General features: G+C 64.5%; 15 protein-coding genes and 1 pseudogene. 15 read left to right on the top strand and 1 reads right to left on the bottom strand.

What is annotated here, in order from left to right:
• From BEK68_RS12450 to lpxC, 12 genes and pseudogenes are all read left to right on the top strand, one after another.
• Positions 1 to 256, top strand: a pseudogene (locus tag BEK68_RS12450) (UDP-N-acetylmuramoyl-tripeptide--D-alanyl-D-alanine ligase); the annotation flags it as partial.
• A gap of 15 nt (positions 257 to 271) precedes the next feature.
• Positions 272 to 1,441: a phospho-N-acetylmuramoyl-pentapeptide-transferase gene (gene mraY / locus BEK68_RS12445; RefSeq protein WP_012436473.1), complete on the top strand. Its 1,170-nt coding sequence runs from the start codon at positions 272 to 274 to the stop codon at positions 1,439 to 1,441.
• A gap of 149 nt (positions 1,442 to 1,590) precedes the next feature.
• Positions 1,591 to 3,090, top strand: coding sequence for a UDP-N-acetylmuramoyl-L-alanine--D-glutamate ligase (murD, locus tag BEK68_RS12440; protein ID WP_024542294.1), 1,500 nt, complete (start codon positions 1,591 to 1,593; stop codon positions 3,088 to 3,090).
• Positions 3,087 to 4,328, top strand: coding sequence for a putative lipid II flippase FtsW (gene ftsW / locus BEK68_RS12435; RefSeq protein ID WP_012436471.1), 1,242 nt, complete (start codon positions 3,087 to 3,089; stop codon positions 4,326 to 4,328). The genes murD and ftsW overlap by 4 nt, the downstream gene beginning before the upstream one ends.
• Positions 4,325 to 5,425: an undecaprenyldiphospho-muramoylpentapeptide beta-N-acetylglucosaminyltransferase gene (murG, locus tag BEK68_RS12430; RefSeq protein WP_012436470.1), complete on the top strand. Its 1,101-nt coding sequence runs from the start codon at positions 4,325 to 4,327 to the stop codon at positions 5,423 to 5,425. Before ftsW ends, murG begins: the two co-directional genes overlap by 4 nt.
• Positions 5,426 to 5,438: 13 nt before the next feature.
• Positions 5,439 to 6,890 (top strand): UDP-N-acetylmuramate--L-alanine ligase, encoded by a 1,452-nt coding sequence (gene murC, locus BEK68_RS12425; protein ID WP_012436469.1) that lies wholly within the window; start codon positions 5,439 to 5,441, stop codon positions 6,888 to 6,890.
• Complete coding sequence (locus tag BEK68_RS12420) at positions 6,887 to 7,882, top strand: D-alanine--D-alanine ligase (RefSeq protein ID WP_012436468.1); 996 nt, start codon at positions 6,887 to 6,889, stop codon at positions 7,880 to 7,882. The genes murC and BEK68_RS12420 overlap by 4 nt, the downstream gene beginning before the upstream one ends.
• Positions 7,883 to 7,919: 37 nt before the next feature.
• Complete coding sequence (locus BEK68_RS12415; RefSeq protein ID WP_012436467.1) at positions 7,920 to 8,831, top strand: cell division protein FtsQ/DivIB; 912 nt, start codon at positions 7,920 to 7,922, stop codon at positions 8,829 to 8,831.
• Positions 8,828 to 10,060, top strand: a complete 1,233-nt coding sequence (ftsA, locus tag BEK68_RS12410) for a cell division protein FtsA (protein ID WP_004633059.1) — start codon at positions 8,828 to 8,830, stop codon at positions 10,058 to 10,060. Before BEK68_RS12415 ends, ftsA begins: the two co-directional genes overlap by 4 nt.
• A gap of 140 nt (positions 10,061 to 10,200) precedes the next feature.
• Positions 10,201 to 11,400, top strand: a complete 1,200-nt coding sequence (gene ftsZ / locus BEK68_RS12405) for a cell division protein FtsZ (protein ID WP_012436466.1) — start codon at positions 10,201 to 10,203, stop codon at positions 11,398 to 11,400.
• Between the two features lie 391 nt (positions 11,401 to 11,791).
• A complete protein-coding gene (locus BEK68_RS12400; protein WP_004633056.1) occupies positions 11,792 to 12,292 on the top strand; it encodes a peroxiredoxin in 501 nt (166 codons plus the stop codon).
• 245 nt (positions 12,293 to 12,537) lie between these two features.
• A complete protein-coding gene (gene lpxC, locus BEK68_RS12395; RefSeq protein ID WP_004633054.1) occupies positions 12,538 to 13,455 on the top strand; it encodes a UDP-3-O-acyl-N-acetylglucosamine deacetylase in 918 nt (305 codons plus the stop codon).
• A gap of 49 nt (positions 13,456 to 13,504) precedes the next feature.
• On the opposite strand, the gene BEK68_RS12390 is transcribed toward lpxC, so the two are convergent.
• The gene (locus BEK68_RS12390; protein WP_004633051.1) at positions 13,505 to 14,026 is read right to left on the bottom strand and encodes a DciA family protein; all 522 of its coding nucleotides are present in this window, start codon (positions 14,024 to 14,026) and stop codon (positions 13,505 to 13,507) included.
• A gap of 69 nt (positions 14,027 to 14,095) precedes the next feature.
• Between BEK68_RS12390 and BEK68_RS12385 the strand changes: the two genes are divergently transcribed.
• From BEK68_RS12385 to argJ, 3 genes are all read left to right on the top strand, one after another.
• On the top strand, positions 14,096 to 15,061 hold the full coding sequence (locus BEK68_RS12385; RefSeq protein ID WP_012436465.1) for a M23 family metallopeptidase: 966 nt from the start codon (positions 14,096 to 14,098) through the stop codon (positions 15,059 to 15,061).
• 250 nt (positions 15,062 to 15,311) lie between these two features.
• Entirely contained in the window at positions 15,312 to 18,116 is a 2,805-nt protein-coding gene (gene secA / locus BEK68_RS12380; RefSeq protein ID WP_012436464.1) for a preprotein translocase subunit SecA, read from the top strand.
• Between the two features lie 74 nt (positions 18,117 to 18,190).
• Entirely contained in the window at positions 18,191 to 19,420 is a 1,230-nt protein-coding gene (argJ, locus tag BEK68_RS12375) for a bifunctional glutamate N-acetyltransferase/amino-acid acetyltransferase ArgJ (RefSeq protein WP_012436463.1), read from the top strand.
• Positions 19,421 to 19,432: the final 12 nt, after the last annotated feature.

Below are 19,432 nucleotides of genomic sequence, written 5' to 3'. Positions count from 1 at the left end.
CGCGCGCGGCATCGACGCAGTGCTGGCAACCGGCGAGCTTGCGCGCCACACGGTCGATGCCTTCGGCCCGGGCGCACAGCATTTTGCGTCGGCGGAAGACTTGATTGAACACGGTGTGCCCGCCATTGCGCCGGCCGCGACGGTATTGGTGAAGGGATCGCGCTTCATGCGGATGGAACGCATTGTGGAAGCGCTGGTCTTGAAAGACCCGGTAGCGGATTCGCCAGCCGGTTCCAACACACAACAGCAGCATTAAGGGAAGCAAGAACCCATGTTATTGGCATTGGCGCAATGGTTGCAGAACGACTACGGCTTCCTGCGCGTCTTCAACTATCTGACGTTCCGCGCCGTGATGGCATCGCTCACGGCGCTGGTGATCGGCCTCGGGTTCGGGCCGTTCGTGATCCGTCGCCTGACGGAACTGAAAGTCGGCCAGGCTGTGCGCAGCTATGGCCCGCAGACGCACCTGGTCAAGGCCGGCACGCCCACCATGGGCGGTGTGCTGGTGCTCATCGGCATTGCCGTGTCGACGCTGCTGTGGGCGGACTGGGGCAACCGCTTCATCTGGATCGTGCTGCTGGTCACGCTCGGCTATGGCGCGATCGGCTGGGTCGATGACTACCGCAAGGTCGTGCACCGCGATCCAAAGGGGATGTCTTCGCGCGAGAAGTTCTTCTGGCAGACCGTGATCGGCCTGTTTGCGGCGGCGTATCTGGCGTTCTCGGTGTCCGAGACCAGCAACATGCGCGTGCTCGAGCTGTTCATGGAGTGGGTGCGCAGCGGCCTGTCGCTGAACCTGCCGGCCAAGTCGCACCTGATCGTGCCGTTCTTCAAGGAGATCAGCTACCCGCTCGGCGTGTTCGGTTTCATCATCCTGACGTACCTCGTGATCGTCGGCTCCAGCAATGCGGTGAACCTGACCGACGGCCTTGATGGCCTCGTCATCATGCCGGTCGTGCTCGTGGGCAGCGCGCTGGGCGTGTTCGCGTACGTGATGGGTAGCGCTGTCTACAGCAAATACCTGCTGTTCCCACACATTCCGGGCGCAGGCGAGCTGCTGATTTTCTGCTCGGCGATGGCGGGTGCGGGGCTTGCCTTCCTGTGGTTCAACGCGCATCCGGCACAGGTGTTCATGGGTGACGTCGGCGCGCTGGCGCTGGGCGGCGCGCTTGGCACCATCGCCGTGATCGTGCGCCAGGAAATCGTGCTCTTCATCATGGGCGGCATCTTCGTGGCGGAGACCGTCTCGGTGATGCTGCAGGTGACGTGGTTCAAGTTCACCAAGAAACGTTATGGCGAGGGCCGGCGCCTGTTCCGCATGGCGCCGCTGCATCATCATTTCGAGCTGTCCGGCTGGAAGGAAACGCAAGTGGTCGTGCGCTTCTGGGTCATCACCATGATGCTGGTGCTGATCGGCCTGTCGACCCTGAAGCTGCGGTGAGCACGGACATGACCGACATGACCGACGACTCCATCACCCCGGACGACGATATGGCCGCCACGCAGCCCGACGCCGCCGTGGACGCCGTTGTCGCGACACTCGATTCGGCCGAGCCGATGCCCGCCGCTGAAACCGCACAGGCGCCGCGCATGTTCGGCGAGTTCGAAGCGCCGGTGGTGCTTGTGCTCGGCCTCGGCGAATCCGGCCTCGCCATGGCACGCTGGTGTGCCCGTCATGGCGCGCCCGTGCGCGTGGCCGACACGCGCGAGGCACCGGCCAACCTGCCGGTGCTGCGCGCCCATGTGCCGGACGCGGAGTTTGTGACCGGTCCCTTTGCCGTGTCGCTGCTGGACGGTGTGACGTTGGTGGCGATCAGCCCTGGCTTGTCGCCGCTGGATCCGAACGTCGCGGCGCTGCTGAACGCCGCCAATGCGCAGAGCGTGCCGGTGTGGGGCGAGATCGAATTGTTTGCCCGCGCGCTGGCCGGCCTCAAGGCCGCGCAAGGCTATGCGCCGCGCGTGCTCGCCATCACGGGCACGAACGGGAAGACCACCACCACGGCGCTCACGGGCGCCCTGGTCCAGCGCGCCGGCAAGACGGTCGGCGTGGCCGGCAACATCAGCCCGTCGGCGCTGGACAAGCTGAGCGAATGCGTCGACGCAGGCACGCTGCCTGACGTGTGGGTGCTCGAGCTTTCCAGCTTCCAGCTCGAAACCACGCATTCGCTGGAAGCCGATGCGGCCACCGTACTGAACATCACGCAGGATCACCTCGACTGGCACGGCACCATGGAGGCCTACGCCGCAGCGAAGGGCCGCATCTTCGGTGCCAACACCGTGCGCGTGCTGAACCGTCAGGACGCGGCCGTGATGGCATTCGCGAGCAAGAACGGCGGCGATATCACCTTCGGCATCGATGAGCCGGGCACGCCCGATGCGCTCGGCCTGCTGCGCGATGGCGGCATGCCCTGGATCGTATTGGCCGAAGTCGAAGAGGACGATCTGCCCAAGCCTACGCGCCGCAAGAAGGGCGACGCCGCGCCGGCCGCGCCGGTGCCGGTGCGCCTCAAGCGTCTGATGCCGGCCGACGCACTGCGCATCCGTGGCTTGCACAACGCGACCAACGCGATGGCTGCGCTGGCACTGTGTCGCGCGATCGGCCTGCCAGTGAGCGCGCTGCTGCACGGCCTGCGCGACTACGCCGGCGAGCCGCACCGCGTCGAACTGATCGCCGCGTTTGACGACATCGAATTCTTCGACGACAGCAAGGGCACCAACGTCGGCGCGACGGTGGCTGCACTCTCGGGCCTGTCCAAGCATGTCGTGCTGATCGCCGGTGGCGATGGCAAGGGTCAGGACTTTTCGCCGCTGGCCGAGCCGGTCGCGCAGTACGCGCGCGCCGTGATCCTCATCGGTCGCGATGCACCGCTGATTCGTGAGGCGCTGGCCAATACCGGTGTCGCGCTGGTCGACGCGCCGACGCTGGAAGCCGCCGTGCTGGAAGCCGCCGCGCATGCGCAGCCGGGCGACGCCGTGCTGTTGTCGCCGGCGTGCGCAAGCTTCGACATGTTCCGCAACTACGAACACCGCGCCCAGGTGTTCCACGAGGCCGTGGTCGCATTGGCGGCAGACCGAGGAGTCCTCCTATGAGCGACACCCAGATCAAGCGCAGCGGCTTCATCGGCGCGACCATCGGCAATGCGTGGGATGGCCTGCGCGACGCCGTTTCAGGGGTCAAGCCCACGCGCTCCAAGATGATGGAGTACGACCAGCCGCTGTTGTGGGTGGCGATCGTGCTGCTCGGCCTCGGGCTGGTGATGGTGTATTCGGCGTCGATCGCGTTGCCGGATTCGCCCAAGTACGCCAACTACAGCAACGGGCATTTCCTGATCCGCCACATCTTCTCGCTGGTCATCGGGCTGATCGGTGCGATCGTCGCATTCCAGATTCCGGTCAAGTTCTGGGACAAATACGCTCCGAAGCTCTTCATCATTGCACTGGTCCTGCTGGTGATTGTGCTCGTGCCGCACCTCGGCAAGGGCGTGAATGGCGCGCGCCGCTGGCTGCCGCTGGGCGTCATGAATTTCCAGCCGTCCGAGCTGATGAAGCTGGCGGTGGTGCTGTACGCCGCCAACTACACCGTGCGCAAGCAGGACTGGATGCAGAGCGTGCGCAAGGGGTTCCTGCCCATGGGCGTGGCCGTGGCGTTTGTCGGCTCGCTCCTGCTGTTGGAGCCGGACATGGGCGCGTTCCTGGTGATCGCAGCCGTGGCCATGGGCATCCTGTTCCTGGGCGGCGTGAACGGCAAGCTGTTCGGCGGCCTCGTGCTCACCGCGGTTTCCACCTTCTCGCTGCTGATCGTGGCGTCGCCCTGGCGACGCGAGCGGATCTTCGCCTACCTGAACCCCTGGCAAGAGGAATACGCGCAGGGCAAGGCATACCAGCTCACGCACTCGCTGATCGCTTTCGGCCGTGGCGAGTGGACCGGCGTTGGCCTGGGCGGGAGCATCGAGAAGCTGCACTACCTGCCTGAAGCGCATACCGACTTCATTCTCGCCGTCATTGGCGAGGAACTGGGCTTTGTCGGCGTGCTGATCGTGATCCTGCTGTTCTACTGGATGGTGCGCCGCGCCTTCGAGATCGGCCGCACCGCGCTGCAGCTCGACCGTACGTTCGCAGGCCTCGTTGCCAAGGGACTGGGAATCTGGATCGGCTGGCAGGCCTTCATCAACATGGGCGTGAACCTGGGCCTGCTGCCGACCAAGGGTCTGACGCTGCCGCTGGTCAGCTACGGCGGCTCCGGCATCCTGATGAACTGCGTCGCGATCGCGGTGCTGCTGCGTATCGACTATGAAAACCGCGTGCTGATGCGTGGGGGCAAGGTATGACGGCAGGCAATTCGGCCCGTCTGGCGCCGCGCACGCTCCTCGTCATGGCCGGCGGCACGGGCGGTCACATCTTCCCCGCGCTGTCGGTGGCCAAGCTGTTGGCCGCGCGTGGCTGGAAGGTGGTGTGGCTCGGTAATGCGAACGGCATGGAAGGCCAACTGGTGCCCAAGCACGGTTTTCCGCTGGAGTCGGTGCAGTTTGGTGGTCTGCGCGGTAAGGGCCTCGTCACCAAGTTTCTGCTGCCGCTCAACCTGCTGCGTGCCTTCTGGCAGAGCCTCGGTGTGGTGCGCCGTGTGCGCCCGAACGTGGTGCTGGGCATGGGCGGCTATATCACCTTCCCGGGCGGCATGATGAGCGTGCTGCAGGGTCGCCCGCTGGTGCTGCACGAACAGAATTCGATTGCGGGGCTCGCCAACCGCGTGCTCGCGCGCGTGGCCGATCGCGTGCTGTGCGCATTTCCGAATGCGCTGGCCGGTGCCGAGTGGGTCGGCAATCCGATCCGCGCTGACCTCGCCACGCTGGCTTCGCCGCAAACGCGCTACGCCGAGCGAACCGGCCCGCTGCGCGTGCTCGTCGTGGGTGGCAGCCTGGGCGCAGCGGCGCTCAACGACGTGGTGCCCAAGGCGCTGGCGTTGCTGCCGGCTGATACGCGTCCCATCGTCATCCATCAGGCGGGCGCCAAGCAGATCGATACGCTGCGCGCCAACTATGCCGCCGCAGGCATTGACGATGCCCACGCGCAGCCTGTGCCGTTCATCGACGACATGGCGGCTGCGTATGCGCACGCCGATCTCGTGATCTGCCGCGCGGGCGCCATGACCGTCTCAGAAGTGGCTGCGGCGGGTGTCGCGGCGCTGTTCGTGCCGTTCCCGCATGCCGTGGACGATCACCAGACCACCAATGCGCGCTTCCTCTCAGAACGCGGAGCGGCGCTGTTGGTGCCGCAGCAGGAACTGAGTCCGGCATCGCTGGCAGATACACTCGCGTCCCTGACGCGTGCGCAATTGGCCGATATGGCGGCTAAAGCACGTGAGCAGGCACGGCCCGAAGCGGCCGAGCGTGTCGCCGACGTGTGTGTAGCGGTGGCACGGGCATAGGGAACGAATCGATATGAAGCACATCGTCAAGAACATCCATTTTGTAGGCATCGGCGGGGCCGGCATGAGCGGCATCGCGGAGGTGCTGCTGAATCTGGGCTACCGCGTGACGGGCTCGGATCTGGGCAGCAGCGCGACCACGCAGCGTCTGGCAACGCTGGGCGCCACCATCATGCAGGGCCACGCGCCGGAACATGTGATCGGCGCCAATGCCGTGGTGGTCTCCACCGCCGTGCGCGGCGACAACCCGGAAGTGCTGGCCGCGCGCGCCAAGCGCATCCCCATCGTGCCGCGTGCGGTGATGCTGGCCGAGCTGATGCGCCTGAAGCAGGGCATCGCGATTGCCGGCACGCACGGCAAGACGACGACGACCAGCCTCGTCGCCTCCGTGCTGGCCGAAGGCGGTCTGGACCCGACGTTCGTGATCGGTGGCCGTCTCAACTCCGCAGGCGCCAACGCGCGCCTCGGCACGGGCGATTTCATCGTCGCCGAGGCCGACGAATCCGACGCGTCGTTCCTCAACCTGTTCCCCGTGATCGAGGTCATCACCAATATCGATGCCGATCACATGGACACCTACGGGCACGACTTCGCGCGCCTGAAGCAGGCGTTCATCGAGTTCACGCAGCGGCTGCCGTTCTACGGCATTGCCGTGCTGTGCGTGGACGACCCGAACGTGCGCGAAATCCTGCCGTTCGTCTCCAAGCCGGTCGTGCGCTACGGGTTTGCCGAAGATGCGCAAGTGCGTGCCGTCAATGCGCGCGCTGTCGATGGCCGCATGGAATTCACCGTGATCCGCCAGCTCAACGGCCATGCCGAGCCGCCGCTGTCGATCACGCTCAACCTGCCGGGCCTGCACAACGTGCAGAACGCGCTGGCCGCCATCGCCATCGCCACCGAACTGGAAGTGCCGGACGAAGCCATCGTCAAGGCGCTGGCCGAGTTCAACGGCGTGGGCCGCCGCTTCCAGCGCTACGGCGAAGTGCCGACCGCTGACGGCAAAGGCCACTTCACGCTCATCGACGACTACGGCCACCACCCTGTCGAAATGGCGGCAACGCTGGCTGCTGCGCGCGGTGCGTTCCCCGATCGCCGCCTCGTGCTGTCGTTCCAGCCGCACCGCTTCACGCGCACGCGCGATTGTTTCGAAGACTTTGTGAAAGTGCTCGGCACGGTCGACGCGCTGCTGCTGGCCGAGGTGTACGCCGCCGGCGAGCCACCCATCATCGCCGCTGACGGTCGCGCGCTGACGCGTGCGCTGCGCGTGGCCAACAAGATCGAGCCCGTATTCGTGGAGCAGATCGAAGACATGCCGCAAGCGATCCTGGATGCGGCGCAGGACGGCGACGTGGTCATCACCATGGGCGCTGGGTCGATCGGGCAGGTGCCCGGGCAAGTGGTTGCGTTGCAGGCGCAGGCGCGCACTGCAAACGTCGTGGATCTGAACGGAGGCGCCGCAGCATGACGACCGGTCCGTTTGTTCCCAATCCGACGATTGATCCGAAGTCCCTCGGCAAAGTGGGCGTGCTCATGGGCGGTCGTTCGGCCGAGCGCGAAATCTCACTGATGTCCGGCAACGGCGTGCTGGCTGCGCTGCGCGCACGCGGTGTCGATGCACACGCCTTCGACCCGGGCCTGCAGGCCGTGGCCGATCTGGCCAAGCAAGGGTTCGACCGCGTGGTGATTTCGCTGCACGGCCGCTTTGGCGAAGACGGCACGATCCAGGGCCTGCTCGAGCAATTCGGTATTCCGTACACCGGCAGCGGCGTACTCGCATCTGCGCTGGCGATGGACAAGGAAGCCACCAAGCGCCAATGGCAGACCCATGGCCTGCCCACGCCCGATTTCGTGATGCTGCACGCCGGCGCCGACTGGCAAGCCGTGGCCGACCGCCTGGGCCTGCCGCTGATCGTCAAGCCGGCGCGCGAAGGTTCGTCGATCGGTCTGACCAAGGTCACGAGCGTCGCCGAGCTGCCCGCCGCCTACGAAAAGGCCGCGCGCCTGGATCGTGATGTGATGGCCGAGCAGTTCATCGAAGGTGACGAACTGACCTGCCCGATCATCGGCGAAGGGGAGAGCGCTACGGCATTGCCGCTTATCCGCATCGTCGCGCCGCAGGCCAACTACGACTACCAGAACAAGTACTTCACCGACGACACGCGCTACGAATGCCCGGCACCGATTCCCGCTGATGTGGCCGCGCGCGTGCAGGCGCTGGTGGTGCAGGCATATCGCGGGCTGGGCTGCCGTGGCTGGGGCCGCGCCGACATCATGCTGCGCAAGTCCGATAACGCGCCGTTCCTGCTGGAGATGAACACGTCGCCGGGCATGACCGGCCATTCGTTGGTGCCGATGGGCGCCCGCGCGGCCGGCATCAGCTATGAAGATTTCGTATTGCAACTGGCGGCGAGTGCGTCGCTGGAGTTGCACGCGAGCACCGACTGGAAACCCGAGTAATCGACACAACGTCAGCGAAACCGGACAACACAACGTTATGTGGCACAACACCCGTCTCCTCAACGCCGTCGCGAGTGCGCTGTATGCGCTGCTCGCGCTTGGCGCGTTGGGCGTTGGGGCGGTCTGGCTGATGCAGCGGCCGACGTTCCAGCTGCAGCAGGTGCGTGTGATGCCGATGGCGGGCAGCGAGTTGCGCCACGTGAATGTGCCGAGCCTGCGCGCCAACGCGTTGGCCAAGCTGCGCGGCAATTTCTTCTCGCTGAATCTGGACGATGCGCGTGCGGCGTTCGAATCGGTGCCGTGGGTGCGGCGCGCGAGCGTGCGCCGCGTGTGGCCCAACGGGCTGCTGGTGGAAGTGCAAGAGCACGAAGCGCTCGGCACCTGGGGCGGCAATGAGTCCGGCAAGCTGGTCAACACGTATGGCGAAGTCTTCGTGGCCAACCTGGCCGAAGCCGAGGACGACACTGACCTGGTGGCGCTGGCCGGCCCCGAGGGTACTGAACAGGATGTGGTCGACAAGCTGGAGACCATGACCGAGTGGTTCAAGCCGATGAATGTCGAGCCGTTGAGCGTGACGCTCACCGACCGCTACGCCTGGCGCGCGCGGTTGTCCAACGGCACGGTCATCGAGCTGGGCCGCGAACTGAATGACGATGACCGCACCGCGCTGGCCGCGCGTGCCCGCCGCTTCGTGCGTGCGTGGCCCGAGGTGACCAAGCGCTGGGGCGGTCAGATTGAATACGCCGACCTGCGGTATCCCAACGGATTTGCAGTTCGTGCGGCGGGTGTGCGCTTCCTGACCGATGCGCAGGCTGCGGTGCTGGCCAAGGGGGGCAAGTTGCCCGGCACCACGGGTGGCACCAGCAGTGCTGCAAAGCCGAAAGCCACGCTGGGGGGTAAGCCGGCGGCCAACAACAAAGCAACGCGAAGCACAGAGAAAACGCGATGAGCAAGGAATACAAGGATCTTCTGGTCGGGCTGGATATCGGCACCTCCAAGGTGGTGGCGGTGGTGGCCGAGCTGCGTCCTGACGGCGCCTACGAGGTCATCGGCATGGGCCAGACCGAATCGAAGGGGCTCAAGAAGGGCGTAGTCGTCAATATCGAGGCGACAGTCCAGTCGATCCAGAAGGCGCTCGAAGAAGCGGAGCTGATGGCCGACTGCAAGATCGGCGAGGTCTTCACGGGCATTGCCGGCAGCCACATCCGCAGCTTCAATTCGAGCGGCATGGTGGCGATCAAGGACAAGGAAGTCACCTCCACCGATGTGGCGCGCGTGATCGAGACCGCCAAGGCCGTCAACATCCCGACCGATCAGCAGATCCTGCACATCCTCACGCAGGAATTCATCATCGACGGTCAGGAAGACGTGCGCGAGCCGATCGGCATGAGCGGTATCCGGCTCGAGGTGAAGGTACACATCGTGACGGGCGCCGTGAGCGCGGCGCAGAACATCGTCAAGTGCGTGCGCCGCTGCGGGCTGGAAGTGCACGACCTGATCCTGCAGCCGCTGGCATCGAGCCTGGCCGTGCTGACCGAAGACGAAAAGGAACTCGGCGTGGTGCTGGTCGACATCGGCAGCGGCACGACCGACATCGCCATCTTCAGCGAAGGTGCGATCCGCCACACGGCCGTGATCCCCATCGCCGGCGACCAGATCACCAACGACATCGCCATGGCCCTGCGCACGCCGACGCCGGACGCCGAGGACATCAAGATCCAGTACGGCATCGCCAAGCAGGTGCTGGCCGATCCGGACGAGATGATCGATGTGCCGGGCGTCGGCGACCGCGGCCCGCGCACGCTTTCGCGTCAGGCGCTGGCCGCCGTGATCGAGCCGCGCGTGGAAGAACTCTTCTCGCTCGTGCATCAGGTGGTGCGCGAATCCGGTTACGAAGAACTGCTCTCCAGCGGCGTGGTGCTCACTGGCGGTACCGCAATGATGCCGGGCATGGTCGAGCTGGGGGAAGACATGTTCTTGAAACCCGTGCGCGTGGGGGTGCCCGAGTACCGCGGCAATCTGCACGAGGTAGTGAAGAGCCCGCGCTACGCCACGGTGATGGGCTTGCTGCAGGAAGGTCGCGTGCAGCGCGTGCGCGGACGGAAAGTCGTGGTGCAGTCCGGCTCGGCCAAGCAGATCTGGACGCGCATGAAGGAATGGTTCATCGGCAACTTCTGAGCATGCGAGTGCCGGGTGTTGACGATGTGCTCCCCGGGGGGAGCAAGTTGAGTTTCTTGTTTTGATGTTTTTTGTTCAGGAACCAGGAGTTGCGGCGGGGAGGCTGCATCGTCTGGGACTGATCACTTCTGGAGGCAATGATGGACTTCGACATGATTGAAACGGAAATGCAGGACGGCACCATCATCAAGGTGGTCGGCGTCGGCGGCGCGGGCGGTAATGCCGTGCAGCACATGATCAACCGCGGCGTGCAAGGCGTGGAATTCATCTGCATGAACACCGATGCGCAGGCGCTCAAGCGCTCGACCGCATCGCGCGTGCTGCAGCTCGGCAGCACGGGCCTCGGCGCCGGTGCCAAGCCGGAAGTAGGCAAGCATTGCGCAGAGGAAGCCCGTGAGCAGATCGCCGACGCACTGCGCGGCGCGCACATGGTCTTCATCACCGCCGGCATGGGCGGCGGTACGGGCACGGGCGCAGCACCGGTGGTTGCACAGGTCGCCAAGGAAATGGGCATCCTGACCGTGGGCGTGGTCTCCAAGCCGTTCGACTTCGAAGGCGCACGCCGTTCGAAGGTTGGCGAGCATGGCGCGAACGACCTCGAAGGCAACGTCGATTCGCTGATCGTCGTGCTCAACGAAAAGCTCTTCGAAGTCATGGGCGACGACGCCGAGATGGACAAGTGCTTCCAGTGCGCCGACGACGTGCTGCACAACGCGGTCGCCGGCATTGCGGAAATCATCAACGTCGACGGTCTGGTGAACGTCGACTTTGAAGACGTGAAGACAGTGATGGGCGAACAGGGCAAGGCGATGATGGGCACGGCCACCGTGTCCGGCGTCGACCGTGCGCGTCTGGCCGCTGAGCAAGCCGTGGCAAGCCCGCTGCTGGAAGGCGTGGACCTGTCGGGTGCGCGTGGCGTGTTGGTCAACATCACGGCCAGCCGCTCGCTCAAGCTGTCTGAGACCAAGGAAGTGATGAACACCATCCGCAGCTATGCCGCGGAAGATGCCACCGTCATCTTCGGTACGGTCTACGACGATGCCATGGGCGACGCGCTGCGCGTGACCGTGGTTGCCACGGGTCTGGGCCGCGCTGCTCGCAACAAGCAACAACAGCAGCAGACGATGACGCTGCTGAAAACCGGGACCGACAACCAGCCGGTGGCTTTCGGGGGTGGCGCCGGTCATTCGGTGGCAGCTGCGCCGGACTACAGCAACTTCGACACCCCGGCGGTGTGGCGCAGCTCGCGTGAGTCGGCCTCGGCTCACGTGGCAGCACTGCAAGAGAAGGGCGTCGACACGTACGACATTCCGGCATTCCTGCGCAAGCAGGCGGACTGATCCGGGCCGCGTTGGCTCGATAGCGCTCGCGCACGTCCGACTGCCTGCGGTACTGCACGCCGCGCGCGGTTCACGGCTCCCCTCCCGTGATCGCCGTTGTGTGACGGCCCGCCGCTCGTCAGCCGACAGCGCGCGACGAACCGGACACAGTCGTTGCCGCCGGGCAGGTTGGCCTCTGGCCGCCTCCCCGGAAGGGTTCACCCCGCCCGGCGGGTGTGTCCGTTCGTTGTGCCGCGCGCGCTGCGTTCCGACCCAAGCGGCCTGATGGTGTTGTCTCCCAAGACCGCCCGCGTGATTCGTTCACGCGGGCGGTCTCGTTTTAAGAACCGGCTGCGCGGTCGCTCGGCAGGTTCTATGATCGCGATATCCACGCAACCGCTTCCTGACGATCATGATCCAGCCCGGTCAACCGCTGCCCGACGCAACGCTCTACGAGTTCTTTGAAGTGGAAAAGGACGGCTGCGCGCTCGGCCCCAACGCTTTCTCCGTGCGGCATCTGGCCGAAGGCAAGACGATCGTCATCTTCGGGCTGCCCGGTGCGTTCACGCCGACCTGCTCCGCGCGGCATGTGCCAGGCTACCTCGCCAACTTCGACGCACTGCGCGCCAAGGGTGTCGACGAGATCTGGTGTGTGTCCGTCAATGACGCCTTCGTGATGGGGGCCTGGGCCCGCACGCAGGGCACCGACGACAAAATCCGCATGCTGGGCGACGGCAGCGCGGAGTTCACGAGCAAACTCGGTCTCGACCAGGATCTCTCCAAGCGCGGTATGGGCATTCGTTCGCAGCGCTATGCGATGGTCGTGAAGGACGGTGTGGTAACAGCGCTACAGGTGGAAGCGCCCGGACAGTTCTCCGTCAGCAGTGCCGAATCGATGCTGGCGCTACTCTGACGCCACGTCACAATCTCCCCCGAATGGCGGAGTACCGCCCGCTATCCCACCCCACCTCAAGGCTCATGAGGCCGTGGCGCTAAATCTGCGTGCACTGTAGTTGGCTCGATTGTGTGCACTCCTAACATCCCGATACAAAAGTCGTTTTGAAGGCAGGGACGTGAAAATGGTATGCTTAAGGTTATCACCTATGCAGACTGCATAGATAAAAATAATCGTAGAAATTCTGTGAGTTGAGGGCGGCCATGTTGAAACAACGCACCATCAAGTCCCTCGTCAAGACCGTCGGCATCGGGTTGCACTCGGGCCGCAAGGTGACGTTGACGTTGCGCCCGGCGGCCGCAGGCACCGGCATCGTCTTCACGCGTGTTGACCTCGACCCGGCCGTCGAGATTCCGGCCACCGCCAGCGCCATCGGCGACACCCGCCTTGCATCCGTACTGCAAAAGGATGGCGCCCGCGTGTCGACCGTCGAACATTTGATGTCCGCTTGCGCAGGCCTTGGCATCGACAATCTCTATGTCGACGTCGACGCCGAAGAAATCCCCATCATGGACGGCAGCGCGGCCTCGTTCGTGTTTCTGCTGCAATCGGCGGGCATCGAAGAGCAGGGCGCGGCCAAGCGGTTTATCCGCGTGACCAAGCCGGTGGAAATCCGCGAGGGCGACAAGCTTGCACGCCTCGACCCCTACTTTGGCTTCAAGCTGTCGTTCACCATCGAATTCCGTCACCCGGCCGTCGACAAGACCGGCCAGACGTTCGAGATCGACTTTGCCGACACCAGCTACACGCGCGAAATCGCGCGCGCCCGTACGTTTGGTTTTGCCCACGAAGTCGAAATGCTGCGCGAAGTCGGCCTGGCGCGCGGCGGCAGCCTGGACAATGCCATCGTGCTCGACGAGCACCGCATGCTCAACAACGACGAACTGCGCTACGGCGATGAGTTCGTCCGTCACAAGATCCTCGACGCCATCGGCGATCTGTATGTGGTCGGTCACCCGCTGATTGCCGCGTATACGGCACACAAGTCGGGGCACGGGCTGAACAATGCGCTGCTGCGCGCACTGCTGGCCGATGAAACGGCCTACGAGATCGTGACGTTCGACAAAATCGAAGAGGCGCCGCGCGCGTTTCTACCTCAGTTGCAACCGGCATTCTCGTGATCGGCTGATGCGTTTGTACCCATGAAAAAAGCGCCCTGCGGGGCGCTTTTTATTTGGGCCTGGCCGCAGGTGCAACATGCCGTGCGATCATTTCGGCCAAGGCCTTCCGGAGCGGCGAATCGGGCAGTTCGTTGGCAAGTGCCGCCAGGCTGTTGACCCCAACTGCTGTCATCCTGGCGCGTTTAGGCGGCTTTTCGGTCTCTTGTGGCCATAAACTGTCGCTGCCCCCTTGCGGTTGTACGCGTACACGAATTGCGGTAATCTGCGATCCCCGGCGCTGCAGACGCTCTAGCAAGGTGGGTACCACCTGCCGTAAGCGCGCCGCAGCCGCACTATGTGCGGCGAGCAACACCAGAGTCGCTTCTCGGCTGTCGCGCGCATCGTTCTTGATGCCGCCGATCGCCACGCCGCCGCCCAAGCCGGGCGGCAACAGCGACAACACCTCCGCTTCCAATGACGCCAATTGCCTGGCCGCCTGCATCAGCGGGCCGACCGAACCGGCACCCGAGAGCCAGTCCTGGACGGGTTTTGCCACAGGCGTCTTGAGAGCGGGATGAACAAAGATTCGCATGCCGGCATTGTAGGGCGCTTCATCGCCCTTTCGTGCCGGTGGGCAGCTTTTTTGTCCGGAAAACGAGCGATGCAGATCATCCTGATTCACCCGCGCAAGGCCGGCGCGATGCACCTGTCGCGACGCGGCGTCTTCGTGGCTATTGGCGCGGCGCTGCTGACCGTGGCGGCCCTGTCCGTCGGTGGGACGTGGCTGGCGGCCAAGCAGGGGCTGCTGCCAGGGGCGGCAGCTTCCGCGGTTGCCAGCGCAGACCAGCGTGTCACCCGCGAAAACCTCAACCTGATGGCCGCGCGCATCGGCGAAATGCAGGCGCAGATCGCGCGCCTGGACGCGCTGGGGGCCCGCGTGTCGGGCCTGGCCGGTGTGCTGCCGCGCGAGTTCGATTTCAAATCGCAGCCGAGCCGGGGCGGGCCGGAAGGCGCGTTCTCCCGGCCGATGTCGATGCCGGAAATCCAATCCGAGTTGAATCGCCTGACGCGCTCGGCTGACCAGCGCAACGATTACCTCAGCGTGCTGGAGAGCACCCTGATGGACCGCCAAATCCACGCGAAGATGATGCCCACCGTGCGCCCAGTGGCGACGGGCTACGATTCGTCGGGTTTTGGCACGCGGATCGATCCGTTCACGGGCCGCCGCACGCAGCATGACGGCGTCGATTTCGTTGGCCCTGTTGGGACGCCCATCGTCGCGGCTGCTGGCGGCGTGGTGGTGGCCAGCGAATTCCACCACGAATACGGCAACATGATCGACATCGACCACGGCAACGGCCTGAAGACGCGCTATGCCCATGCGTCGAAGGTGTTCGTGAAGGTCGGTGACATCGTGAAGGCGGGCGAGCGCATCGCGCTGATCGGCCGCACTGGCCGTGCCACCGGCCCCCATCTGCATTTCGAGGTGCACGTCAACGACGTCCCGCAGAATCCGGTGGCCTTCCTGGAGAACGCCGGCCAGCCCAAGATGGCAGCCAACAAGGCGCCAGCGCCGAAGGTTGCGGCGGCCGATATCGGCAAGAGCATGGCGGCTGCCGGCCATTGATCCGGGCCGGGTTGCAATCGGGGTCGCCCATCCCCAATTCAGCGTGAGTGTGTGGCCGCTCGGACGGCGTTCGATGCAGCTCTAAAGTGCAGCGTTCCCGCCACATCCGGCGGTTCTGCTGCCATCAAGCGGGTGTTTTGCACATGCTAAACTCCCGCCTTTGCGCCAACCCTTTCTGGGCCGTTGTGCTGCCTGTGTTTCGCGGTCTCTCTCGACGCGCTTCCCGGTTGCGCACCAGCCCTAGCCATCGATGATCACGGGCCTTCTCAAGAAGATTTTCGGCAGCCGTAATGAACGGCTGATCAAACAGTACCGCCGCAAGGTGGCGCAGATCAATGCGCTCGAGCCCAAGTTCGAAGCGCTCTCCGATGCCGAGTTGCAGGCCAAGACCGAAGAATTCCGTCAACGCTTTGCCAAGGGCGAGACGCTCGACGCGCTCCTGCCCGAAGCGTTCGCTGTGTGCCGCGAGGCCAGCAAGCGTGTGATGAAGATGCGGCACTTCGACGTGCAGCTGATCGGTGGCATGGTGCTGCACGACGGCAAGATCGCCGAAATGCGCACGGGTGAAGGCAAGACGCTGACCGCCACGCTGGCCGTATACCTGAACGCCATTTCCGGCCAGGGCGTGCACGTCGTGACGGTCAACGATTACCTGGCTCAGCGCGATGCCGAGTGGATGGGCCGCCTGTATAACTGGCTGGGCCTGTCGGTGGGGGTCAACCTGACCACCATGGACCATGACCAGAAGCAGGCTGCCTACGCGTCGGACATCACCTACGGCACCAACAACGAGTTCGGCTTCGACTACCTGCGCGACAACATGGTGTACGACGCCGGCCAGCGCGTGCAGCGTCCGCTGAACTACGCGATCGTCGACGAGGTGGACTCGATCCTGATCGATGAAGCGCGTACCCCGCTGATCATCTCTGGCCAGGCTGAAGACCACACCGACCTGTACCGCCGCATGAACGGCATCCCGGCGCAGCTCACGCGCCAGATCGGCGAAGAGAAGTCGGATGGTACGGGTGTCGAGAAGCCAGGCGACTACTACGTCGACGAAAAATCGCACCAGGTCTACCTGACCGAATCCGGTCACGAGAAGGCTGAGCAGATCCTGCTGCAAGCCGGCTTGATCGGCGAGGGCGAGTCGCTCTACGCGCCGCAGAACATCACGCTGATGCACCACCTGTACGCCGCCCTGCGTGCGCACAGCCTGTTCTTCCGCGATCAGCACTACGTTGTGCAGAACGGTGAAGTGGTGATCGTCGATGAATTCACCGGCCGCCTGATGTCGGGCCGCCGTTGGTCCGACGGTCTGCACCAGGCCGTGGAAGCCAAGGAAGGTGTGCAGATCCAGCAGGAAAACCAGACGCTGGCGACCATCACGTTCCAGAACTACTTCCGCATGTACAACAAGCTGTCGGGCATGACCGGTACGGCGGACACGGAAGCGTATGAATTCCAGGAGATCTACGGGCTGGAAACCGTGGTGATCCCGACCAACCGCCCCCCGCAGCGCAAGGACTTGCAGGATCAGATCTACAAGACCTCGAAGGAGCGCTACGACGCCGTCATTCGCGACATTCGCGATTGCTACGAGCGTGGCCAGCCGGTGCTGGTGGGCACGACGTCCATCGAAAACTCCGAACTGCTGTCGAACCTGCTGAACCAGGCCAAGCTGCCGCACCAGGTGCTGAACGCGAAGCAGCACGAGCGTGAGGCCGAGATCATCGCGCAGGCCGGTCGCCCGAAGATGATCACCATCGCCACCAACATGGCGGGCCGTGGTACCGACATTGTGCTGGGCGGCAATGTGGAGAAGCAGTCCGGCTTCGTGATGGCCGACGAGTCGCTCTCCGACGCAGAAAAGGCCTCGCGCGTGAAGACGTTGCAGGACGAATGGCAATCGCTGCACGAGCAGGTGAAGGCTGCGGGCGGTCTGCACATCGTCGGCACCGAGCGCCATGAGTCTCGCCGGATCGACAACCAGTTGCGTGGCCGTGCCGGCCGTCAGGGTGATCCGGGTTCGTCGCGCTTCTATCTGTCGCTGGACGACCAGCTGCTGCGCATCTTCGCGGGCGACCGCGTGCGCGCGATCATGGATCGCCTGAAGATGCCCGAAGGCGAGCCGATCGAAGCCGGCATCGTCACGCGCTCGATCGAATCGGCGCAGCGCAAGGTTGAAGGCCGCAACTTCGATATCCGCAAGCAACTGCTGCAGTACGACGACGTCTCCAACGATCAGCGCAAGGAACTCTACAAGCTGCGCAACGAGATTCTCGAAGCGCAGGACGTGGGCGACCTCGTCAAGAACCTGCGTGAATCCGTGTTCACGGAGCTCTTCCGCACGTATGTGCCGGCCGAGACCATGGAAGAGCAGTGGGATGTCGCCGGTCTGGAAAAGACGCTGCGCGAGGACTGGGGTGTCGATCAGCCGCTGGTCAAGACGCTGGAAGCGGCGCAGTCGATCGAAGACGAAGACCTGCTTAAGATCGTGCTGGACGCCGCCGAGGCGGTGTACGAAGGCAAGGTGGCGCAGGTTGGCCGTGAGTCCTTCGCCGGCTTCGAGCGTTCGGTGATGCTGCAAAGCCTCGACACGCACTGGCGTGAGCACCTGGCGGCGCTCGACATGCTGCGCCAGGGTATCCACCTGCGCGGCTATGCGCAGAAGGACCCGAAGCAGGAGTACAAGCGCGAGTCGTTCGAACTGTTCGGCCGCTTGCTCGATACCATCCGCAACGAAGTCACGCGTATTGTCTTCACGGTGCGCATCCAGTCGCAGGAAGAGCTGGAGCAAGCCTCCGAGCAGATCGAAGAAGATCTTTCCGCGCTGACCAACCTGCAGTACAAGCACGACGAGTTCAGCGAACTGGCCGAAGTGGCTGCAGGTGATGCGGAGATCCATGGCGCAACGCCGGCCATGGCTGCATCGCGTTCGGCGGCATCGGCCGCTGCTGCCGCACTGGCTGGCGAAGTGCCGAAGGTTGGCCGCAACGATCCGTGCCCATGCGGTTCGGGCAAGAAGTACAAGCAGTGCCACGGCAAACTTGTCTGACGCTGCTGGAACCTGTTTTCTGTTGATTCACGATGCCCGCAATGCGGGCATCCTCATTTTGAAAGGTGTGCTCCATGGCTGTGAATCTCGTCGCGCCCGCCGCTGATACCCTGTTGCCGATCGACGGCGTGGACCTCGGCTGGGCCGAGGCCGGTGTGCGCAAGGCCAATCGCAAGGACGTGCTGCTGGTTCGTATCGCCGAGGGCTCGACGGTAGCCGGTGTGTTTACGCAGAACCGTTTCTGCGCGGCGCCTGTGCAGGTATGCCGTGAGCATCTGGCGAGCGGCAAGGGCGCACGCGCGATCGTCGTCAACACGGGTAACGCGAATGCCGGTACGGGCGCGTCTGGCCTTGCGCATGCGCGTCAGACCTGCGATGCCGTGGCCAAGCTGCTGGGCGTGTCGGCGGAACAGGTGCTGCCGTTCTCGACGGGCGTGATTCTGGAGCCGCTGCCGGTCGACCGCATCATCGCCGGACTGCCCGCTGCTGAGGCGAACGCCAAGCCGGACAACTGGCTGGCTGCCGCCGAGGCGATTATGACCACCGACACCGTACCCAAGGCAGCGTCGGCCACGTGCACGCTGTCGGGCAAAACCGTGCGCATGTCCGGCATCAGCAAGGGTGCAGGCATGATCCGTCCGAACATGGCGACGATGCTCGGCTTCATCGCCACCGATGCCGATGTGGATGAAGCCGTGCTTCAAGGTCTGGTGCGCCACGCCGCCGATCACTCGTTCAACAGCGTGACGGTGGACGGCGATACCTCCACCAACGACTCGTTCGTCGTCATCGCGACGGGCCGGGCTGGCACGCCGCGCATCGATTCCGAGTCGCACCCCGACTACGCTGCGCTGCGCGATGCGCTGACGGGCCTCGCACAAGAGCTGGCGCAGAAGATCGTGCGCGATGGCGAGGGCGCGACCAAGTTCATGGCCATCCAGGTTGAGGGCGGCCGCAACGTCGAAGAGTGCCGCCTCATCGCCTATGCGGTCGCGCACTCGCCGCTGGTCAAGACCGCGTTCTACGCTTCGGACCCCAACCTGGGGCGCATCCTGGCCGCTGTGGGCTACGCCGGCGTGACGGACCTCGACGTGAACGGCGTCAACCTGTGGCTCGACGACGTGTGGGTCGCGCGAGACGGCGGCCGCAACCCCGAGTACCGCGAAGAAGACGGCCAGCGCGTGATGAAGCAGGCGGAGATTACCGTGCGCATCGCGCTCGGCCGCGGCGACGCCACCGCCACCGTGTGGACGTGCGACTTCTCGCACGACTACGTGTCGATCAACGCCGACTACCGTTCGTGATCCGGAGCGCGC

It is taken from the genome of Ralstonia pickettii (assembly GCF_001699815.1).
GTDB classification, from domain to species: domain Bacteria; phylum Pseudomonadota; class Gammaproteobacteria; order Burkholderiales; family Burkholderiaceae; genus Ralstonia; species Ralstonia thomasii.
Note: the sequence above shows the minus strand (reverse complement) of the source record. Positions and strands in the feature narration are given on the sequence as shown.